Below are 17,211 nucleotides of genomic sequence, written 5' to 3'. Positions count from 1 at the left end.
CAGGGAGACGTGTACATGGTGGATCAGCGGCGGTCGGGCGGCGCCGGTGCGGCAGGGCGTGACGGCCAGGGGGGACCGGAGCGCTTCCTCGTGGTCTTCCCCGGCTACCACCGTCCGTGGGCCAACTGGATCGCGCAGCGCCTGGAGTTCCACGGCCGGCGGGTCACGCTCCAGCGCTGGGACCCGCCGCGCGAGGTGCCGCTGGAGGAATCGCTCGGCGATCTCCTGATGTCGACCGGCCGGGTGCTGCTCGTCCTCAACGACTGGTTCTTCGAGCTGGGGCCACGGGCGGCAGGCGAGTGGAACGACGTACTGCGGGGATACGTCGCGGACAACGCCGACCGGTTCGCGGCCGTCAACCTCACCAACCGCCAGCTGCCCCCGGCCACGGCCGTCCTGGAACCCGTCAGCCTCTGGAGTACGGGCGAGGAGGAGGCCGAGGAGCGGCTCCTCGGCCGGCTCGGCATCGACTACCGGCGCACCACGGGCCGCCAGCCCCCGGCGAGCGGCTCCCGCTTCCCCAACACCCCGCCCGAGGTCTGGGGCGAGGTCCCGCGCCGCAACCGGCGCTTCACCGGCCGCGACGACATCCTCACCGAGCTCCAGGAGCGGCTGACGGAAGCCGAACGCGGCAACTCCGCCTGCACCCTGCTCGGCATGTCCGGCATCGGCAAGACCCAGATCGCCGCCGAGTACGCCCACCGCTTCAGCACCGACTACGACGTCATCTGGTGGGTCAACTCCGACGACCGCAACATCCAGCGCGACCGGTTCGGCGAGCTCTCCGTGGAACTCGGGCTGCGCAGCGGCAACGAGCCCGGTGAGCGCATCCGGGCCGTGCGCGACGCCCTGCGGCGCGGCGAACCGTACAGCCGCTGGCTCGTCATCTTCGACGGCTGGGACGACACCGACGGCGCGGGCGTCCTGCTGCCGCACGGTCCGGGCCACACCATCGTCACCTCGCGCAACAGAGGGTGGGGCGAGCACACGGACGTACTCGACGTGCCCAGCTTCGACCGCGCGGAGTCCACCGGCTACCTGATGCGCCGGGCCCCGCACGTCACCTCCGCGCAGGCGGACGAGGTGGCCGCGGAATTCGGCGACGTACCCCTGTCGCTCGTCCAGGCCGCCTCCCTCCTCGGCGAGACCCGGATGGAGGTCCCGGAGTACCTGCGCATGGTCCGGGAGGGACGGCTCTCCACCGTCGAGGAGCCCGCCGGGGACGGGTTCCCCCACTCCTCGCTCACCTCGTGGTCGATCCTCATCAACCGGCTCCGCCGGACCCAGCCGCAGGCCGTCGAAGTGCTCAGCCTGTGCGCGTCCTTCGCCCCGGGCAGGATCCCGCTCGGGCTGGCCCGCGCGTACCCGCAGGCGGACCTCCCCGAGGAACTGCGCTGGATGAGCACCGACCTGACCGCCTGGACGCGGGCACTGGACACCCTCGTCACGTACTCGGTGCTCACCCGCGAGAGCCGCGGCCCCGTCAACACGGAGATGGGACCCCACCAGGAGTCCGTGCACATGCACCGGCTCGTCCACGACATGGTGTCCCGGCTCACCAGCGACGAGAACCGCGAGACCTACCGCAAGGCCGTACGGACGCTGCTGGCCGAGGCCGACCCCGGCAACCCGCTCGACAGCAGGCAGTGGCCGCAGTACGCCGAGCTGCTGCCGCACCTGGAGCCGTCGGGCGCGCTGAGCAGCTCCAACGCCCGTGTGCAGGCCGCCGTACTGAACTGTCTCCAGTACTGCCGGCGCAGCGGCGAGTTCACGGCCGGCACCCGGCTCGCGGAGAAGATCCGCAACCACTGGACCGTCTTCATGGACCCGCTGGCCCCGAACATGCTCGACCTGACCACCCAGCAGAGCAACCTGCTCCGCTCGGCGGGCCGCTTCCGCGAGGGCTACGAACTCGACAGCGCCATGATGCAGCGGCTCCGGGCCGCCGAGCCGCGCAACGAACTCGGCGAACTCAGCATCAATGGCAATCTCGCCAGCGGACTGCGCAGGCTCGGCCGCTACCAGGAGGCGCTGGAACTGCAACGGCAGGTGCTGGCCGACGAGGAACGGCTGCTCGGCGAGAACGAGCTGACCTCCCTCAACGCCCGGCACAACCTCGGAGTCGGACTGCGCCTGCTCGGGCGCTACCGGGAGGCGTACGAACTCGACCTGGAAACCCTCAGCAGGCGCCAGAACGCCCTGCGCACCCGGCACATCACCACGCTCAACTCCGGCAACGCGGTGGCCCACGGGCTGCGGCTGCTGGGCCAGTACCGCGACTCGGTGGCCCGGCAGGAGCCGGTGGTGCGGCTCCACGTGCAGGTGCTCGGCCCGCTGCACCCGCAGACCCTGGCCGCGCGCACGCACCTGGCGCTCGCCCGGCGGCGCGAAGGCGGCTTCCAGCAGGACATCGGGCCGCTCATGGACAGCCTGATGGAACAGCTGGAGCAGGTCCACGGCAGGACCCACTACAGCACCCTGTCGTTCATCAACGACTACGGGAACTTCCAGCGCGAGCACGGCGACCTGGCCAAGGCGAAGGATCTGATCGCCGAGGCGGAGGCCGGATACCGGGCACTGCTCGGCCCCGCGCACCCCGTCGCCACGGGCATGCTCGCCAACACCGGTCTGGTGATGCAGGCGGCCGGTGACCGCAGCGAGGCCATGTCCATGTTCGAGTCGGCGCTCGCGGGCCTGACCGCCACCCTCGGGGCCGACCACCCCTGGGTACTGGGCTGCGCCCTCAACGCCTCCGGCGGCCGCAACTTCAACGGCAGGGTCGCGGACGCCGCCGACCTCAGCCGGGACACCCTGCGCAGGTCCCGCCGGGTGCTCGGCGACGAACACCCGCTCACCCTGTCCTGCCAGACGGCGCTCGCCGCCGATCTGCGGGCCCTGCGGGAGCACGAGGAGGCCGAGAAGGTGGAGGCCGACGCGCTGCTCACCCTCACCCGGACCCTCGGCGCCCAGCACCCGCACACACTGTCCGCGCGTCAGCGGACCCGCCCGTACTGGGACTTCGAGGCGTACCTCGGCTGACGGGTTTCCCCGGCCGCACGCCGGAGGGCCCGGTACCGCGGCGACGCGGTACCGGGCCCTCCGGGCGTACGGGCTCTGATCAGGCGTCGAAGACCTCGTTGAGCAGCTGCTGCTGCTCCGCCTGGTGGCGCTTGGCCGAGCCGACGGCCGGGGACGAGCCGTGCGGACGCGAGATGCGCCGCAGCCGCTCGCCGTGCGGGATGTCGGCGCCGACCGCCAGGTCGAGGTGGTCGATCAGGTTGAGCGCGATGAACGGCCACGCCCCCTGGTTCGCCGGCTCCTCCTGCGTCCACAGGTACTTCTCGGCATTCGGGTACTTCGCGATCTCCTCCTGGAGCTCCTTGCCCGGCAGCGGGTACAGGCGCTCGAGGCGGATGATGGCGGTGTCCGTCGTGCCGCGCTTCTGACGCTCGGCCTCCAGGTCGTAGTAGACCTTGCCGGCGCAGAAGACGACCTTGCGGACGGCGGCCGGGTCCACGGTCGAGTCACCGATCACCGGGCGGAAGCCGCCGGTGGTGAACTCCTCGGCCTTGGACGACGCCGCCTTCAGACGCAGCATCGACTTCGGGGTGAAGACGATGAGCGGCTTGTGGTGCGGGTTGTGGACCTGCCAGCGCAGCAGGTGGAAGTAGTTCGACGGCAGGGTCGGCATCGCGACCGTCATGTTGTCCTGGGCGCACATCTGGAGGAAGCGCTCGGGACGGGCCGACGAGTGGTCCGGGCCCTGTCCCTCGTAACCGTGCGGAAGCAGGAGCGTGACGCCGGACGTCTGGCCCCACTTCTGTTCGGCCGAGGAGATGAACTCGTCGACGACGGTCTGCGCGCCGTTGACGAAGTCACCGAACTGGGCCTCCCACATGACCAGCGACTCGGGCCGGGCGAGCGAGTAGCCGTACTCGAAGCCCATGCACGCGTACTCGGAGAGCAGCGAGTCGTAGACGTTGTAGCGGGCCTGGTCGTCGGAGAGGTACTGGAGCGGGGTGTAGTCCTCGCCGGTGTTCTGGTCGACGAGCACCGCGTGGCGCTGGCCGAACGTACCGCGGCGGGTGTCCTGGCCGGACAGCCGGACCGGGACGCCCTCCATCAGCAGCGAGCCGATGGCGAGGGTCTCGCCCATGCCCCAGTCGATCGTGCCGTCCTCCACCGAGGCCGCGCGGCGCTGCATCTGCGGCATCAGGCGCGGGTGGACGGTGATCCGGTCGGGGATGTTGACCTGGGACTCGGCGATCCGCTTGACGACCTCCTGGGAGACCGCCGTGGCGATGGCCACCGGGAACTCGGCCTGGACCTCCGGGGTGTGGGCGGGAGCCGGGTTCGAGGTGGCCTCGCGGACCTCCGCGAAGACCTTCTCCAGCTGGCCCTGGAAGTCCTGGAGCGCCTGCTCCGCCTCTTCCAGCGTGATGTCGCCGCGACCGATGAGGGACTCGGTGTAGAGCTTGCGCACCGAGCGCTTCACGTCGATCAGCGTGTACATCTGCGGGTTGGTGAACTGCGGGTTGTCGCCCTCGTTGTGACCGCGGCGGCGGTAGCAGATGAGGTCGATCACGACGTCCTTGTTGAACGCCTGGCGGAACTCGAAGGCGAGCCGCGCGACGCGGACCACGGCCTCCGGGTCGTCGCCGTTGACGTGGAAGATCGGCGCCTCGATCATGCGGGCCACGTCGGTCGCGTACATGGAGGAACGCGACGACTCCGGGGCGGCGGTGAAGCCGACCTGGTTGTTGATGACGATGTGGACCGTGCCGCCGGTGCGGTAGCCCCGCAGCTGCGACATGTTCAGCGTCTCGGCGACGACGCCCTGGCCGGCGAAGGCCGCGTCGCCGTGGAGCGCGACGGGCAGGACGGTGAAGTCCGTACCGCCCTTGTTGATGACGTCCTGCTTGGCGCGGGCGACACCCTCCAGGACCGGGTCGACCGCCTCCAGGTGCGAGGGGTTCGCGACGAGCGAGACCTTGATCTGCTCGCCGTCCAGGCCGGTGAAGGTGCCCTCGGCGCCCAGGTGGTACTTCACGTCGCCGGAGCCGTGCATCGACTTCGGGTCGAGGTTGCCCTCGAACTCGCGGAAGATCTGCGCGTACGACTTGCCGACGATGTTCGCGAGGACGTTCAGGCGGCCGCGGTGGGCCATGCCGATGACGACCTCGTCCAGGCGCGACTCGGCGGCGGAGTCGATGACCGCGTCGAGCAGCGGGATGACGGACTCGCCGCCCTCCAGGGAGAAGCGCTTCTGGCCGACGTACTTGGTCTGGAGGAACGTCTCGAACGCCTCGGCGGCGTTCAGGCGGCGCAGGATGCGCAGCTGCTCCTCGCGCTCCGGCTTGGCGTGCGGGCGCTCCACGCGGTCCTGGATCCACTTGCGCTGCTTCGGGTCCTGGATGTGCATGAACTCGACGCCGACGGTCCGGACGTACGAGTCGCGGAGCACACCGAGGATGTCGCGCAGCTTCATCATCGACTTGCCGGCGAAACCGCCGACGGCGAACTCGCGCTCCAGGTCCCAGAGCGTGAGGCCGTGCTCGTTGATGTCCAGGTCGGGGTGCTTGCGCTGCTTGTACTCCAGCGGGTCGGTGTCGGCCATGACGTGGCCGCGGACCCGGTAGGAGTGGATCAGCTCGAAGACGCGGGCGGCCTTGGTGACGTCGTCGTCGTGCGAGACGTCGATGTCCCTCAGCCAGCGGACCGGCTCGTACGGGATCCGCAGGGCCTCGAAGATGTCGTCGTAGAAGCCGTTCTCGCCCAGGAGCAGGTTGGAGAGGATCCGCAGGAACTCGCCGGAGGCGGCTCCCTGGATGACCCGGTGGTCGTACGTCGACGTCAGGGTCATGACCTTGGAGATGCCCAGCTTGTTCAGGGTGTCCTGCGAGGTGCCCTGGAACTCGGCCGGGTAGTCCATCGCGCCGACGCCCATGATGAGGCCCTGTCCGGGCATCAGGCGGGGCACGGAGTGGACGGTGCCGATGCCGCCGGGGTTCGTCAGCGACGCGGTGACGCCGGTGAAGTCGTCCATCGTCAGCTTGTTCGCGCGGGCGCGGCGGACGATGTCCTCGTACGCCTGCCAGAACTCGAAGAAGTTGAGCGTCTCGGCCTTCTTGATGGCCGCGACGACGAGCTGGCGGTCGCCGTTGGGCTTGACCAGGTCGATGGCCAGGCCCAGGTTGACGTGCGCGGGCTTGACCAGGGTCGGCTTGCCGTCCTTCTCCGCGAAGGAGTAGTTCATCGACGGCATGGCCTTGAGGGCCTGCACCATCGCGAACCCGATGAGGTGCGTGAAGGAGACCTTCCCGCCGCGGGCGCGCTTGAGGTGGTTGTTGATGACGATGCGGTTGTCGAACAGCAGCTTCACCGGGACGGCGCGCACGGACGTGGCCGTGGGCAGCTCCAGCGAGGCGTTCATGTTCTTGGCGACGGCGGCGGAGGGGCCGCGCAGCGTCACGTACTCGGGACCCTCGGGGACCTCCTTGGCGGCGTCCGCCTTCGGCTCGGCCTTGGCCTTCGCGCCGGCCTGCTGTGCGGCGGCCGGTGCGGGGGCGGAGGCGGGCTTGGCGGCGGGAGCCGTGACCGGAGCGGCCTTGGCGGGGGCCGGGGCCTGGGCGGCGGGCTTCGCCGCGGCGGGGGCGGGCTGGGTGGCCGCGGGCGTCGCCGGGGTGGCGGGCGCGGCGGGTGCCGGAGCGGCCTGGGCCGGCTGTGCGGCGGCCCCGGTCACGTCATCGGCTTCGGGCGTGGCGGTCTTCTCCGCCGCGGGGGTGGAACCGGGCTTGTAGTCGGCGAAGAAGTCCCACCAGGCGCGGTCGACCGAATTCGGGTCCTGGAGGTACTGCTGGTAGATCTCGTCGACGAGCCACTCATTGGGACCGAAGGCAGCGGCAGGGTTCTTCCCTTGCCCGTCTTGGTCGGTCGAGACGCTCGGGCTACTGGGGGACTGAGACGACACGGCGTTAACCGCCCTCTTCCGCTTCGCAAGGTGATGGACAGCGGAAATAAAGGCTACGCCTCCCCGGCCGAGAGGTGCAGGCCGGGCGGGCCTTCCGTCGCGTAAGTCACATCGGAGCGCTGGTTTCGGCGCCTGGAATGGCGGGAAACAAGCGTGGTTCCGGTGTAATCCGCTGCGGTCCGGACAGGACGGACCGTGGTTACGGCCCACTTTGGGCCGAACCCCCAAGAGAAGACACGCAGAACGTGTCCTTCCGGTTCGACCCTACGTCAACTGACGAGTAGCGGGCTTCCCCGGAAGAGTGACCTGGATCCGGCAGCCGCGCACGGATTCGGCCACCCCGATGCGTCCGCCGTGCAGATCCACCGCCCAGCGCGCGATCGCGAGGCCGAGCCCCGTACCGCCGTCGCTGCCCGGACCGTGCGGGGCGGGCAGGCTGCCCCGGTTGAATCGCTCGAAGACCCGGTGCCACTCGGACTCCGGTATGCCCGGCCCCTCGTCCAGGACCTCCAGGTCCAGGCTCTCGGGCTGCGCACCGCGCCGGGCGCGCACGGTGACGCGCCCGTGCGGCGGGCTGTGCTTGACCGCGTTGTCGAGGAGGTTCGCGACGACCTGGTGCAGGCGCTCGACGTCCGCGTGCGCGGTCAGCTCGGGCGGCGAGACGTCCAGGTGCAGGTGGACGTCCGTACGCGTATGACTACCGGAGCCGGAGGCCAGACCGCGCTGCGAGGCGATCACGTTGACCTCCTTGAGCACGCCCGAGAGATACGGCCAGACCTCGAATCGGTGGGCCTTGAGCGGTACGACGCCGTTGTCGAGGCGGGAGAGGTCCAGCAGCGTCTCGACCAGCCGGCCGAGGCGCTCGGTCTGTTTGAGCGCCGTGCGCATCGTCTCGGGGTCCGCGGCGGAGACCCCGTCCACGACGTTCTCCAGTACCGCCCTGAGGCCCGCGATGGGGGTCCTGAGCTCGTGGGAGACGTTGGCGACCAGTTCCTTGCGGTGGCGGTCCACGGCCTCCAGATCGTCCGCCATGCGGTTGATCGTGGCCGCCAGCTCGCCCAGCTCGTCGCGACGGCCCGCGCCGCGCACCCGCCGGGTGTAGTCGCCGTGCGCGATGGACTTGGCCACCGTCGTCATCTCGTCCAGCGGGGAGGTCAGGCTGTGCGCCACGAACTGGGTGATCAGCATCGAGGCGATGACCGAGAAGACCGTGATGAAGCGCAGCTCGGTCTTGGTGCGCAGGGCGACGAGGATCAGACCGGTGGTGATGAAGACCGAGACGACGACGAGGGTGCCGAGCTTGGTCTTGATCGAGAAGGGCCGCAGCCTGCTGCCGGGCCGGTTCTCCGGTCCGCTCCTCGGCCGGTTCCACAGCTTGTGCATCAGCCTGATCAACAGCCTGTTCCCTGGTCTGTTCCCCGGCCGGCTGCCCGACCGGCTCGCCGGCCCGGTCATGCGGGTGGTGTCTCCAGCGCGTAGCCCACGCCGTGCACGGTACGGATCCGCTCGGCGCCGATCTTGCGGCGCAGCGCCTTGATGTGGCTGTCGACGGTCCTGGTTCCCGAAGCGTCCGCCCAGTCCCACACCTCGGCGAGCAGCTGCTCGCGCGAGAGCACGGCCCGCGGCGTGTTCGCCAGGCAGACCAGCAGGTCGAACTCGGTCGGCGTCAGGTGTACGTCGTCACCGCGCACCCGCACACGGCGCTGCGCGTGGTCGATCTCCAGTTCGCCCAGGCGGAGGATGCCGCTGCGGGGCGTCGAGGCGGCGAGGGTCGCCCGCTCGACGCGGCGCAGCAGGACGTGCACCCGGGCGGCCAGCTCACGCATGGAGAACGGCTTGGTCATGTAGTCGTCGGCGCCGACACCGAGCCCGACCAGCATGTCGGTCTCGTCGTCGCGTGCCGTCAGCATCAGGACCGGTACCGGCCGCTGCGCCTGCACGCGCCGGCAGACCTCCAGGCCGTCGAAGCCCGGCAGCATGATGTCGAGAACCATCAGGTCCGGCTGCCACGCCTCGGCGGCGTCCACCGCCGCCGGTCCGTCGACGGCCGTCTGCACCTGAAAGCCCTCGGCGCGAAGTCGCGCGGCAATGGCGTCGACGATGGTCGCGTCGTCCTCGACGACCAGCACCCGGCGCTGGGCGCCCGGAGTGGCCGCGAGGCCGTTGTGGCTGGTGTGTGTCTGCTCCATTGCCCCGCCCCTGGGAGTTCTCTGCTAGATCCCACGTGTAGGGCAGCAGCGTAGATGCACTGACAGCGTCCCGGCTACGCAGGGCGAACCGCGAGATGGACCACGTCAGGAACGCCCCGGGCAACTTGGATCTCTTCCGTCCGAACCAAGTTGAATCCGGCATTCCGCAATGCGTCCTCGAAGGCGGGGGACGGTTGGGCCGACCAGACGGCGAGGATTCCCCCTGGTCTCAGCCGCCTCATGCACCCCGCAAGCCCTTGCGGGGAGTACAGATTGGCGTTGTCGTCGGTGACGGTCCAGTCGGGGCCGTTGTCGATGTCGAGGCAGAGCGCGTCGTACGTGTCCTGGTACGTACCAGCGCTCCCGATTCGGTTTTCCCTGACGTAATCCACGAGATCGGTGTGAATGATCTCGCATCGTGGATCGGCGAGCGCGGCACCGGAGATCCGGCTCAGCGGCCCCTCGCGGTGCCAGTCGATGACCGCCCGCTCACGCTCGATGACGACGATCCGCCCCCAGCGCGACTGCTCGGCGGCGCGGGCGAGCGAGAAACCGACGCCGAGACCGCCGATGAGGAGGGAGGGAGCGTAGGGAGCGGACGGGGTGTCCGAGGGGGAAGGGGGCTGGGGAGCGGAGAGGGCGTCGTGGGCGGCGTCGACCAGGAGGCGCTCGGAGCGGCCGTCGGAGGTGTCCATCAGGAAGCAGCCGTTGGCGATGATCTCGAAGTGCGCCCCGCGCTCGCGCAGGACGACTTCGCCGTACGGGCCCTCGCGCCGGTCGACTGTGACGGCGTACGGAGCCTGGATGGCCATGGGGGAACCTCCCGGTGACGGTTCGGTGCTGCGGCTGCTGCTGCTTCCTTCTGATCCGGAGGCCATCCTGGCGTCGCGCGAGGCCGGGAAACAAACCTTCCGGTAAGAAGCCGCACCGGGAGAGTGAGGCGATTTTCGGCCAGTACCCGGCGTCCGGGCCGGTCGGCCGAGCAGGCTCTCCCTCGGCCGAAGGCGGCGCCGCGACGGCGGGCGCGAGTCCGGCGCCGCGCGGTCCCGCTCGGCCGTCCCTGGCGCCGAAACGCCCGTGAGGGCCGGGGCCGGCCGTCGATTCCGCCGCTCACCTCGACCGGTACGTCACCTCGGCCGGTACGTCACGCCGCCCGGTACGTCACGCCGACCAAGGGGGCGCACTCCTGCCAGCCCAGCGACTCGTACAGCCCCCGCCCGTCCGTCGTCGCGCCCAGGATCCCGACCGTGGCGCCCTGTGCGTACGCCGCCTCATGGAGCACGCTCATCACCAGCGCGCCCAACCCCTTGCGCCGGTGCGCGGGCGCCGTCTCCACCTGGTCCACGACGGCCGTCCCGCCCGTCGGGGCGACCTGTCCGCGCGCGGCGAAACCACCGTCGGGGGCGACGACGAGCACGCGCGTCACCCCTCCGCGTCGCCAGGACTTGAGCGCGTACCCGTCGGGAGCGGCCGGCGTTTCGCGTCCCGGCCGACCGGCCAGCGGTGTCGTCATCAGCCAGCCCGGGCCGTCGGACACCCATTCCGGGCCGAGCCAGGGCGCCACGGTCTCCGGCTCCAGGAACACCTTGAGGGCGACGGCCGGCGCGCCGTACGCCTCGGCCAGCTTGCGGACCGTCGCCTCGTCCGCGTCGGTCAGGACGTGCCGGGTGGCGTGGTGGGGCAGCCCGACGTCGACCGTGAGGCCCCACGGCTGCGGGACGGGGTCCGCCGCGCCACGCGACACGACCCATCCGTCCACCCATGCGCGGATCGCGTCGGCGGGGGAGTCGAAGGCTGGGACGGGCATGGCGGCACGCTCCTCGTGTAATGGATGAGTGTGCACTTAGGGTATTACGCAGAGCCGTTGACGTCACCCCTGTCCGGGCTTCCGGGGATGGCTTGATCGCCCACAGCGAACGCGTCCGGACGGCGGGAACATTCGGTCGCGGCCGAGCATTGAGTCGGCATAACGCAAGTTCACTGCCGAAGGGGAGATCATGGCATCGACGTCCAACCCGCTCACCCTGCCCGTGCTGCCGCTCGATGACGAGGTCGTGCTGCCCGGAATGGTGGTGCCCCTGGACCTGTCCGACACCGACGTACGCGCCGCGGTGGAGGCCGCGCAGGCCGCCGCCCGCTCCAGCGGCAACAAGCCACAGGTCCTCCTCGTTCCGCGCATCGACGGCACGTACGCCGCGACCGGCGTCCTGGGCACCGTCGAGCAGGTCGGGCGGCTCTCCGACGGCGACCCCGGCGCCCTGATCCGCGGCCGCAGCCGCGTCCAGATCGGCGCCGGGACCACCGGACCCGGCGCCGCGCTCTGGGTCGAGGGCACGGGCGTCGACGAGACGGTGCCCGACCCGCTCCCCGGAGCGGTCACCGAGCTGGTGAAGGAGTACAAGGCGCTCGCCACCAGCTGGCTGAAGAAGCGCGGCGCCTGGCAGGTCGTCGACCGCGTCCAGCAGATCGACGGCGTGTCCGCCCTCGCCGACAACTCCGGCTACTCGCCCTTCCTCACCACCGCCCAGAAGGTCGAGCTGCTGGAGACCGCCGACCCGGTGGTCCGCCTCAGGCTCGCCGTGAAGTGGCTGAGCGAGCACCTCGCCGAGCAGGACGTCGCCGAGTCCATCGCCAAGGACGTGCAGGAAGGCGTCGACAAGCAGCAGCGCGAGTTCCTGCTGCGCCGCCAGCTCGACGCCGTACGCAAGGAACTGCGCGAGATCAACGGTCAGGACGGCGAGGACGAGTCCGACGACTACCGGACCCGGGTCGAGGCCGCCGACCTCCCCGAGAAGGTCCGCGAGGCCGCCCTCAAGGAGGTCGACAAGCTGGAGCGCTCCTCCGACCAGTCGCCGGAGGGGTCGTGGATCCGCACCTGGCTGGACACCGTCCTGGAGCTGCCCTGGACCGAGCGGACCGAGGACCAGTACGACATCCGGGGCGCCAAGGCGGTCCTGGACGCCGAGCACGCCGGTCTGGAGGACGTGAAGGAGCGCATCACCGAGTATCTCGCGGTGCGCAAGCGCCGGGCCGACCGGGGCCTCGGCGTCGTCGGCGGCCGTCGCGGCGGCGCCGTGCTGGCCCTCGTCGGGCCGCCCGGCGTCGGCAAGACGTCGCTGGGCGAGTCGGTCGCGCACGCGATGGGCCGCAAGTTCGTACGGGTCGCGCTCGGCGGCGTACGCGACGAGGCGGAGATCCGCGGACACCGCCGTACGTACGTCGGGGCTCTCCCGGGGCGGATCGTGCGCGCCGTCAAGGAAGCCGGGTCGATGAACCCCGTCGTCCTCCTCGACGAGATCGACAAGGTGGGGTCCGACTTCCGGGGCGACCCGGCGGCAGCGCTGCTGGAGGTGCTCGACCCCGCCCAGAACCACACCTTCCGCGACCACTACCTGGAGGTCGAGCTGGACCTCTCCGACGTGGTCTTCCTCGCCACCGCCAACGTCCTGGAGGCGATCCCGGAGGCGCTGCTCGACCGTATGGAGCTGGTCAGGCTCGACGGCTACACCGAGGACGAGAAGGTCGTCATCGCCCGCGACCACCTGCTGCCGCGCCAGCTGGAGCGGTCGGGCCTGGAGCCGGGCGAGGTGACGCTGGACGAGTCCGCGCTGCGCAAGCTCGCGGGGGAGTACACCCGTGAGGCGGGCGTACGGAACCTGGAGCGCTCGGTCTCGCGCCTCCTGCGCAAGGTGGCGGCCAAGCACGAGCTCGGCGAGCAGGAGCTGCCGTTCACGATCACGGACGGTGACCTGCGCGCCCTGATCGGCCGGCCCCACCACGTACCGGAGTCGGCCCAGGACCCGTCGGAGCGCCGTACGGCGGTCCCCGGCGTGGCCACCGGGCTCGCGGTCACGGGGGCGGGCGGCGACGTGCTCTTCGTCGAGGCGTCACTGGCCGACGAGGAGACGGGCGGCGCGGGGCTGACCCTCACGGGCCAGCTCGGCGACGTCATGAAGGAGTCCGCCCAGATCGCGCTCTCCTTCCTCCGCTCGCACGGCGCTGAGCTGGAGCTTCCGGTCGGCGACCTGAAGGACCGGGGCGTCCACATCCACTTCCCGGCGGGCGCGGTCCCGAAGGACGGCCCGAGCGCCGGCATCACCATGACGACGGCGCTCGCGTCGCTGCTGTCCGGGCGGCTGGTCCGTACGGACGTGGCCATGACCGGTGAGGTGTCCCTGACCGGGCGCGTCCTGCCGATCGGCGGTCTGAAGCAGAAGCTGCTGGCGGCGCACCGGGCGGGCACGACGACGGTCGTGATCCCCAAGCGGAACGAGGCCGACCTGGACGACGTGCCGGCCGAGATCCTCGACAAGCTGGAGATCCACCCGGTGACGGACGTGCGCCAGGTACTGGAGATCGCGCTGGCTCCGGCAGAGGTACGGGTGCCGGCGGCGGCGTGACGGACGCCGCCGGTGGCCCGGCTGTGGCAGGCCCCCCGACCCCTCGCCCGAGGGAGCGGGGGCCTCCGCTTGCGCCGGACGACAGCGGGCTTCCGCGCGAAAGGGCAGGTAATCGGATACAACGGAGGTAGAGCGCGAACGGCGGGAAAGGCGACAGGCGAGGGCGAGGTGGCGGCATGGGCGTTCCGGAGCGGCTCACGGTGGCCGTCGGGCTTCTCGACGTACGCCCCGACGACCGCGTACTGGAGATCGGCTGCGGGCGCGGTGTGGCGGCCGGCCTGATCCTGGAGCGCCTGCCGCGCGGTGAGCTGGTGGGGCTGGACCGCTCCGACGTGGCTGTCGCGGCGGCGAGCGAGCGCAACGCCGAGGCCGTGTCGGCGGGCCGGGTCAGGTTCGTCCGTACCGCCCTCGCCGACGCCGATCCCGACGCGCTCGGACGCTACGACAAGATCCTCGCCATCGACGTCAACGTCTTCTGGACCGGACCGGCCACCCGCGAGCTGGAGGCCGTCACCCGGCTGCTCCGGCCGACGGGCAGCCTGGTGCTCTGTTACGACCCCCCGGACGCGGCGCAGGTCGCCAAGGTCAAGGGCCTGCTGCTGACGCACCTGAGCGACGCCGGTTTCATCGCCACCGCGACGACGCATCAACTCGCGGACGGATCGTCCCTGCTGGCGGTGGTCGGAGCGGTCGCCCAGCTGCCGGTCGACGGCGCCTGAGGCACTGGCCGGGACATACGCACCGGCTCCGCACCCGGACCGCGACGCTCCCGGCACCGGATGCGGGACCAGGACCGGTCAGCCGTAAGCGAGAGCCTGGACACGGTCGAGGGCGCCGTTGAACTTGTTGTGGTCGCCGACGGTGGGACCGGTGGAGGTGTACTGCCACATGGTCTGTACGCCCCAGCCGGCCGGCAGTTCACCCACCGTCGTGTCGTACCGGGCGATCCATAGCGGGTTGACGGAGCCGAAGCCGCCGTAATTGCCGGTGCAGGTCTTCCACCAGCTGGTCGCCGTGTAGATGACGGCGTCGCGGCCGGTGCGGGCCCTGTAGGTGGTGAGGAAGTCGCGGATCCAGGCGACCATCGCGCTCTGCGTCTTGCCGTAGCACTGCGCGCCGTACGGGTTCCACTCGATGTCCAGCGCCCCGGGCAGCGTCCTGCCGTCGCGCGACCAGCCGCCGCCGTTGTCGACGAAGTAGTTGGCCTGGTTGGCACCGCTGGAGTCGTTCGGTGTGGCGAAGTGGTACGCGCCGCGGATCATGCCCACGTTGTACGAGCCGGTGTACTGCTGCCCGAAGTAGGGGTTTTTGTAGTAGTTCCCCTCGGTGGCCTTCACATAGGCCCACTTCACACCGCTGCTCCACAGGGTGGACCAGTTGACGTTGCCTTGGTGGCTGCTGACGTCCACGCCTTCGGTCTGCGTGACACGGGTGTCGCGCGGCAGGTCACCCTGGCCGTCGTGCTCGACGACTCCCATGCCCATGTGGGCCGATCCGCGTTCGGGCTTTCCGCCTGCGCCTGCGCCTGCGTCGGCGTCGGCATCGGCGTTGGTGGCGGCGACGGTGGCGGTGGCCGCGCCGGGGAGGGTGAGGACGAGCGCGAGAGCGGAGAGGAGGGCGAGGAGAATCCCGGCCGCCGCGGTGCGCGGGCGGCGGGCCGTTCCGGATCTGTGCACGGGCATTGCGTGCCTCCGAAAGGCTCGGTGGGGGAAGCAGAAACAGGCCGTGGGGTGACCTGTCGACAAAGTCCCTGGTGTGGACATGTCATCCATGAAGCTACGCACGTAGACCGGGGGCGCGGAAGGGGGTCCGGGTTCCGCCGTTGGTCTACTCCTGCGAAATACTGGCCGAGCTGCGGCAATGGCCGCTGGTGAAAGAAAACTTCAGGGTGAGGAAAGCGCGCAATGAGTTCTGACGTGCACGGAAGCGGAAGAGCGGATGACGGGCGCACACCGGAGGCGAGTGGTGTGGACCACGTATTCCTCGCCCTGGAGCGGGAATTGGCGGTCTTTCTGCGCCGGGCTCGCGCGTCCTCCGGCGACATGGCCCGCGAAGTCCACCCGGAGCTGGAGCCGGCGGCGTACGGGCTGCTCGTACGTCTCGACGAGGCGGACCGGCAGCGGGCCACGGAACTGGCCGCGTGGTTCGGCGTCGGCAAGGCGACGATGAGCCGGCAGCTGCGGGCCCTGGAGGACCTCGGCCTGGTCACGCGCGAGCCCGATCCGGCGGACGGACGGGCCTCGCTGGTCGCGCTCACGGACGAGGGACGGGCCCGTTTCCGCCGGGTGCGGGACGCGCGGCGCGCCCGGTACGTACGCAAGCTGGCGGACTGGGACCGGGCTGAGGTCGCGGAACTGGCGCGGCTGCTGCATCAGTTGAACGCGCGGGCCGAGGGGTGAGGCCGGCGGCCGGCCCCCCGGACCACCGGGCGCCGTGCGGGGTGTCCTCGAACGCAAGGCAGGGGGCCGTAGTCCTCAGCTCCACGTAGACCTCACAGCTCCAACGTGGCCCCTTCCACAGCTCCACGTGGCTCCTCACGGCTTCACGTAGACCTCACAGCTCCACGAAGACAACCGCCGCGTCGTCGTGCCGCTTCCACCGCCGCATCAGCGGCGACGCGGTCTCGCCGCGTTCCCGCGTCCGTACGCGGTCGATCAGGCCCTGCGCGCCCTCCTTGCGCAGTACACCCACGCACTCGGCCCAGTCCCCCTCGCCGAACATGTCCACCCAGCGCGACGCCCCGTCACTGAGCGCCGCCATGGACCGCACCTGCGCCCGCGCGGTCACGCCCGTCACCGCCAGCCCGGCCACCGCCGGGTCCGCCGCCGCCGTGAAGAAGCCGCCCTCCGCGTTGCGCAGGGCGTCCGTGGCCACGAGTGAGGCGAGCACCTCCGGCGGGACGCGGTCGAGGCGGTCGTCGAGTACCGCGCGCACGGTGCCGTCGGGGGACTCCAGCAGCAGTGCCGAGTCCGACAGCACCAAGTGCTCGATCTCGTCCGTGCCCCAGCGTGCCAGGACCACCGTCGCCTGGGGCGTCCGTACGTGAGAAAGGTCACAGGTGTCGCGGTGGGCGTCGGCGGTACGGCGAATCGCCTCCGCCAGGACCTCGGCAAGGGTCAAATCACGCCGCGAAGCGGACAATTCGAGCAGTGCGCCGCCGAGCCGGGCAGTGAACCAGGGGACGGAATGAACGCACGCGTAGTCGCCCGCCGGGGGCGTCACCCCGTCCAGCAGGACGAGCGCCCCACCCTGGCCGGCGGCAGGCAGGGCGACAGACGCCCAGTCCTCATTGGGGCGTTCGGGGTCACCGGGGGCCGTGGCCAGTTCGAAGCGCATGCGACCCAGTCTGCACGAGCCGCCGACGTGTGGCCCGACGGCTTTCCGGCGGCGCTCAATTGGCCCGTACCAGCAGGTGAAGCACGGGTTTATGGGCGGAATGGGTTACTCCGTGAAGCTGCGGGGGCGCATCCTGCCAAAGGCCGGGCCGAACTTCCAACCGGCGCTCCGCGCGCGCGTGAGACGAATCGCATGGGGAGTTGTTCGCCAACTCCCGATTGATGTTCACTCGTTCAGGTGGCGGAGCGGGTGATGCGCGCCTTCTTCCCATAAGCGCTGGAATGGTCTGAAGCCATTCGAGTCACTACCGGGGTGG

Annotated in this window: 11 protein-coding genes; 4 read left to right on the top strand and 7 right to left on the bottom strand. The window is 70.6% G+C overall.

Annotated elements, in window-relative coordinates:
- The first annotated feature begins 15 nt into the window (after positions 1–15).
- Entirely contained in the window at positions 16–3,039 is a 3,024-nt protein-coding gene (gene fxsT, locus AS594_RS11710) for an FxSxx-COOH system tetratricopeptide repeat protein (protein ID WP_069935084.1), read from the top strand.
- A 79-nt stretch (positions 3,040–3,118) separates the two neighbouring features.
- Here the strand turns inward: fxsT and AS594_RS11705 are convergent, their stop codons facing one another.
- The 5 genes from AS594_RS11705 to AS594_RS11685 all read right to left on the bottom strand — a co-directional run bounded on the left by AS594_RS11705 (position 3,119) and on the right by AS594_RS11685 (position 10,966).
- Positions 3,119–6,970 (bottom strand): multifunctional oxoglutarate decarboxylase/oxoglutarate dehydrogenase thiamine pyrophosphate-binding subunit/dihydrolipoyllysine-residue succinyltransferase subunit, encoded by a 3,852-nt coding sequence (locus AS594_RS11705; protein ID WP_069926974.1) that lies wholly within the window; start codon positions 6,968–6,970, stop codon positions 3,119–3,121.
- A gap of 264 nt (positions 6,971–7,234) precedes the next feature.
- Positions 7,235–8,353: a HAMP domain-containing sensor histidine kinase gene (locus AS594_RS11700; protein WP_069930454.1), complete on the bottom strand. Its 1,119-nt coding sequence runs from the start codon at positions 8,351–8,353 to the stop codon at positions 7,235–7,237.
- A gap of 68 nt (positions 8,354–8,421) precedes the next feature.
- Complete coding sequence (locus AS594_RS11695) at positions 8,422–9,159, bottom strand: response regulator transcription factor (RefSeq protein WP_069926973.1); 738 nt, start codon at positions 9,157–9,159, stop codon at positions 8,422–8,424.
- A 74-nt stretch (positions 9,160–9,233) separates the two neighbouring features.
- A complete protein-coding gene (locus AS594_RS11690; protein WP_069926972.1) occupies positions 9,234–9,971 on the bottom strand; it encodes a spermidine synthase family protein in 738 nt (245 codons plus the stop codon).
- Positions 9,972–10,303: 332 nt separating this feature from the next.
- Positions 10,304–10,966, bottom strand: coding sequence for a GNAT family N-acetyltransferase (locus AS594_RS11685; protein WP_069926971.1), 663 nt, complete (start codon positions 10,964–10,966; stop codon positions 10,304–10,306).
- A 190-nt stretch (positions 10,967–11,156) separates the two neighbouring features.
- Between AS594_RS11685 and lon the strand changes: the two genes are divergently transcribed.
- On the top strand, positions 11,157–13,559 hold the full coding sequence (gene lon / locus AS594_RS11680) for an endopeptidase La (RefSeq protein WP_069926970.1): 2,403 nt from the start codon (positions 11,157–11,159) through the stop codon (positions 13,557–13,559).
- 176 nt (positions 13,560–13,735) lie between these two features.
- Positions 13,736–14,278, top strand: coding sequence for an SAM-dependent methyltransferase (locus tag AS594_RS11675; RefSeq protein ID WP_069926969.1), 543 nt, complete (start codon positions 13,736–13,738; stop codon positions 14,276–14,278).
- Between the two features lie 78 nt (positions 14,279–14,356).
- On the opposite strand, the gene AS594_RS11670 is transcribed toward AS594_RS11675, so the two are convergent.
- The gene (locus AS594_RS11670; protein WP_069926968.1) at positions 14,357–15,241 is read right to left on the bottom strand and encodes a lysozyme; all 885 of its coding nucleotides are present in this window, start codon (positions 15,239–15,241) and stop codon (positions 14,357–14,359) included.
- Between the two features lie 222 nt (positions 15,242–15,463).
- Here AS594_RS11670 and AS594_RS11665 point away from each other — a divergent pair, with 222 nt between their 5' ends.
- Positions 15,464–15,958, top strand: a complete 495-nt coding sequence (locus AS594_RS11665) for a MarR family winged helix-turn-helix transcriptional regulator (protein ID WP_069926967.1) — start codon at positions 15,464–15,466, stop codon at positions 15,956–15,958.
- A gap of 154 nt (positions 15,959–16,112) precedes the next feature.
- On the opposite strand, the gene AS594_RS11660 is transcribed toward AS594_RS11665, so the two are convergent.
- Positions 16,113–16,895 carry a protein phosphatase 2C domain-containing protein gene (locus tag AS594_RS11660; protein ID WP_069926966.1) on the bottom strand — a complete coding sequence of 261 codons (783 nt, stop codon included), beginning with the start codon at positions 16,893–16,895 and terminating at the stop codon, positions 16,113–16,115.
- Positions 16,896–17,211: the final 316 nt, after the last annotated feature.

This window comes from Streptomyces agglomeratus, assembly GCF_001746415.1.
Lineage (GTDB): Bacteria > Actinomycetota > Actinomycetes > Streptomycetales > Streptomycetaceae > Streptomyces > Streptomyces agglomeratus.
Note: the sequence above shows the minus strand (reverse complement) of the source record. Positions and strands in the feature narration are given on the sequence as shown.

Excerpts from the sequence above, each read along its gene's own strand:
- AS594_RS11685 (WP_069926971.1), bottom strand. The coding sequence starts at position 10,966 with ATGCCCGTCCCAGCCTTCGACTCCCCCGCCGACGCGATCCGCGCATGG.
- fxsT (WP_069935084.1), top strand. The coding sequence starts at position 16 with ATGGTGGATCAGCGGCGGTCGGGCGGCGCCGGTGCGGCAGGGCGTGAC.
- AS594_RS11665 (WP_069926967.1), top strand. The coding sequence starts at position 15,464 with ATGAGTTCTGACGTGCACGGAAGCGGAAGAGCGGATGACGGGCGCACA.
- AS594_RS11670 (WP_069926968.1), bottom strand. The coding sequence starts at position 15,241 with ATGCCCGTGCACAGATCCGGAACGGCCCGCCGCCCGCGCACCGCGGCG.
- AS594_RS11690 (WP_069926972.1), bottom strand. The coding sequence starts at position 9,971 with ATGGCCATCCAGGCTCCGTACGCCGTCACAGTCGACCGGCGCGAGGGC.
- AS594_RS11695 (WP_069926973.1), bottom strand. The coding sequence starts at position 9,159 with ATGGAGCAGACACACACCAGCCACAACGGCCTCGCGGCCACTCCGGGC.
- AS594_RS11660 (WP_069926966.1), bottom strand. The coding sequence starts at position 16,895 with ATGCGCTTCGAACTGGCCACGGCCCCCGGTGACCCCGAACGCCCCAAT.
- AS594_RS11675 (WP_069926969.1), top strand. The coding sequence starts at position 13,736 with ATGGGCGTTCCGGAGCGGCTCACGGTGGCCGTCGGGCTTCTCGACGTA.
- lon (WP_069926970.1), top strand. The coding sequence starts at position 11,157 with ATGGCATCGACGTCCAACCCGCTCACCCTGCCCGTGCTGCCGCTCGAT.
- AS594_RS11700 (WP_069930454.1), bottom strand. The coding sequence starts at position 8,353 with ATGCACAAGCTGTGGAACCGGCCGAGGAGCGGACCGGAGAACCGGCCC.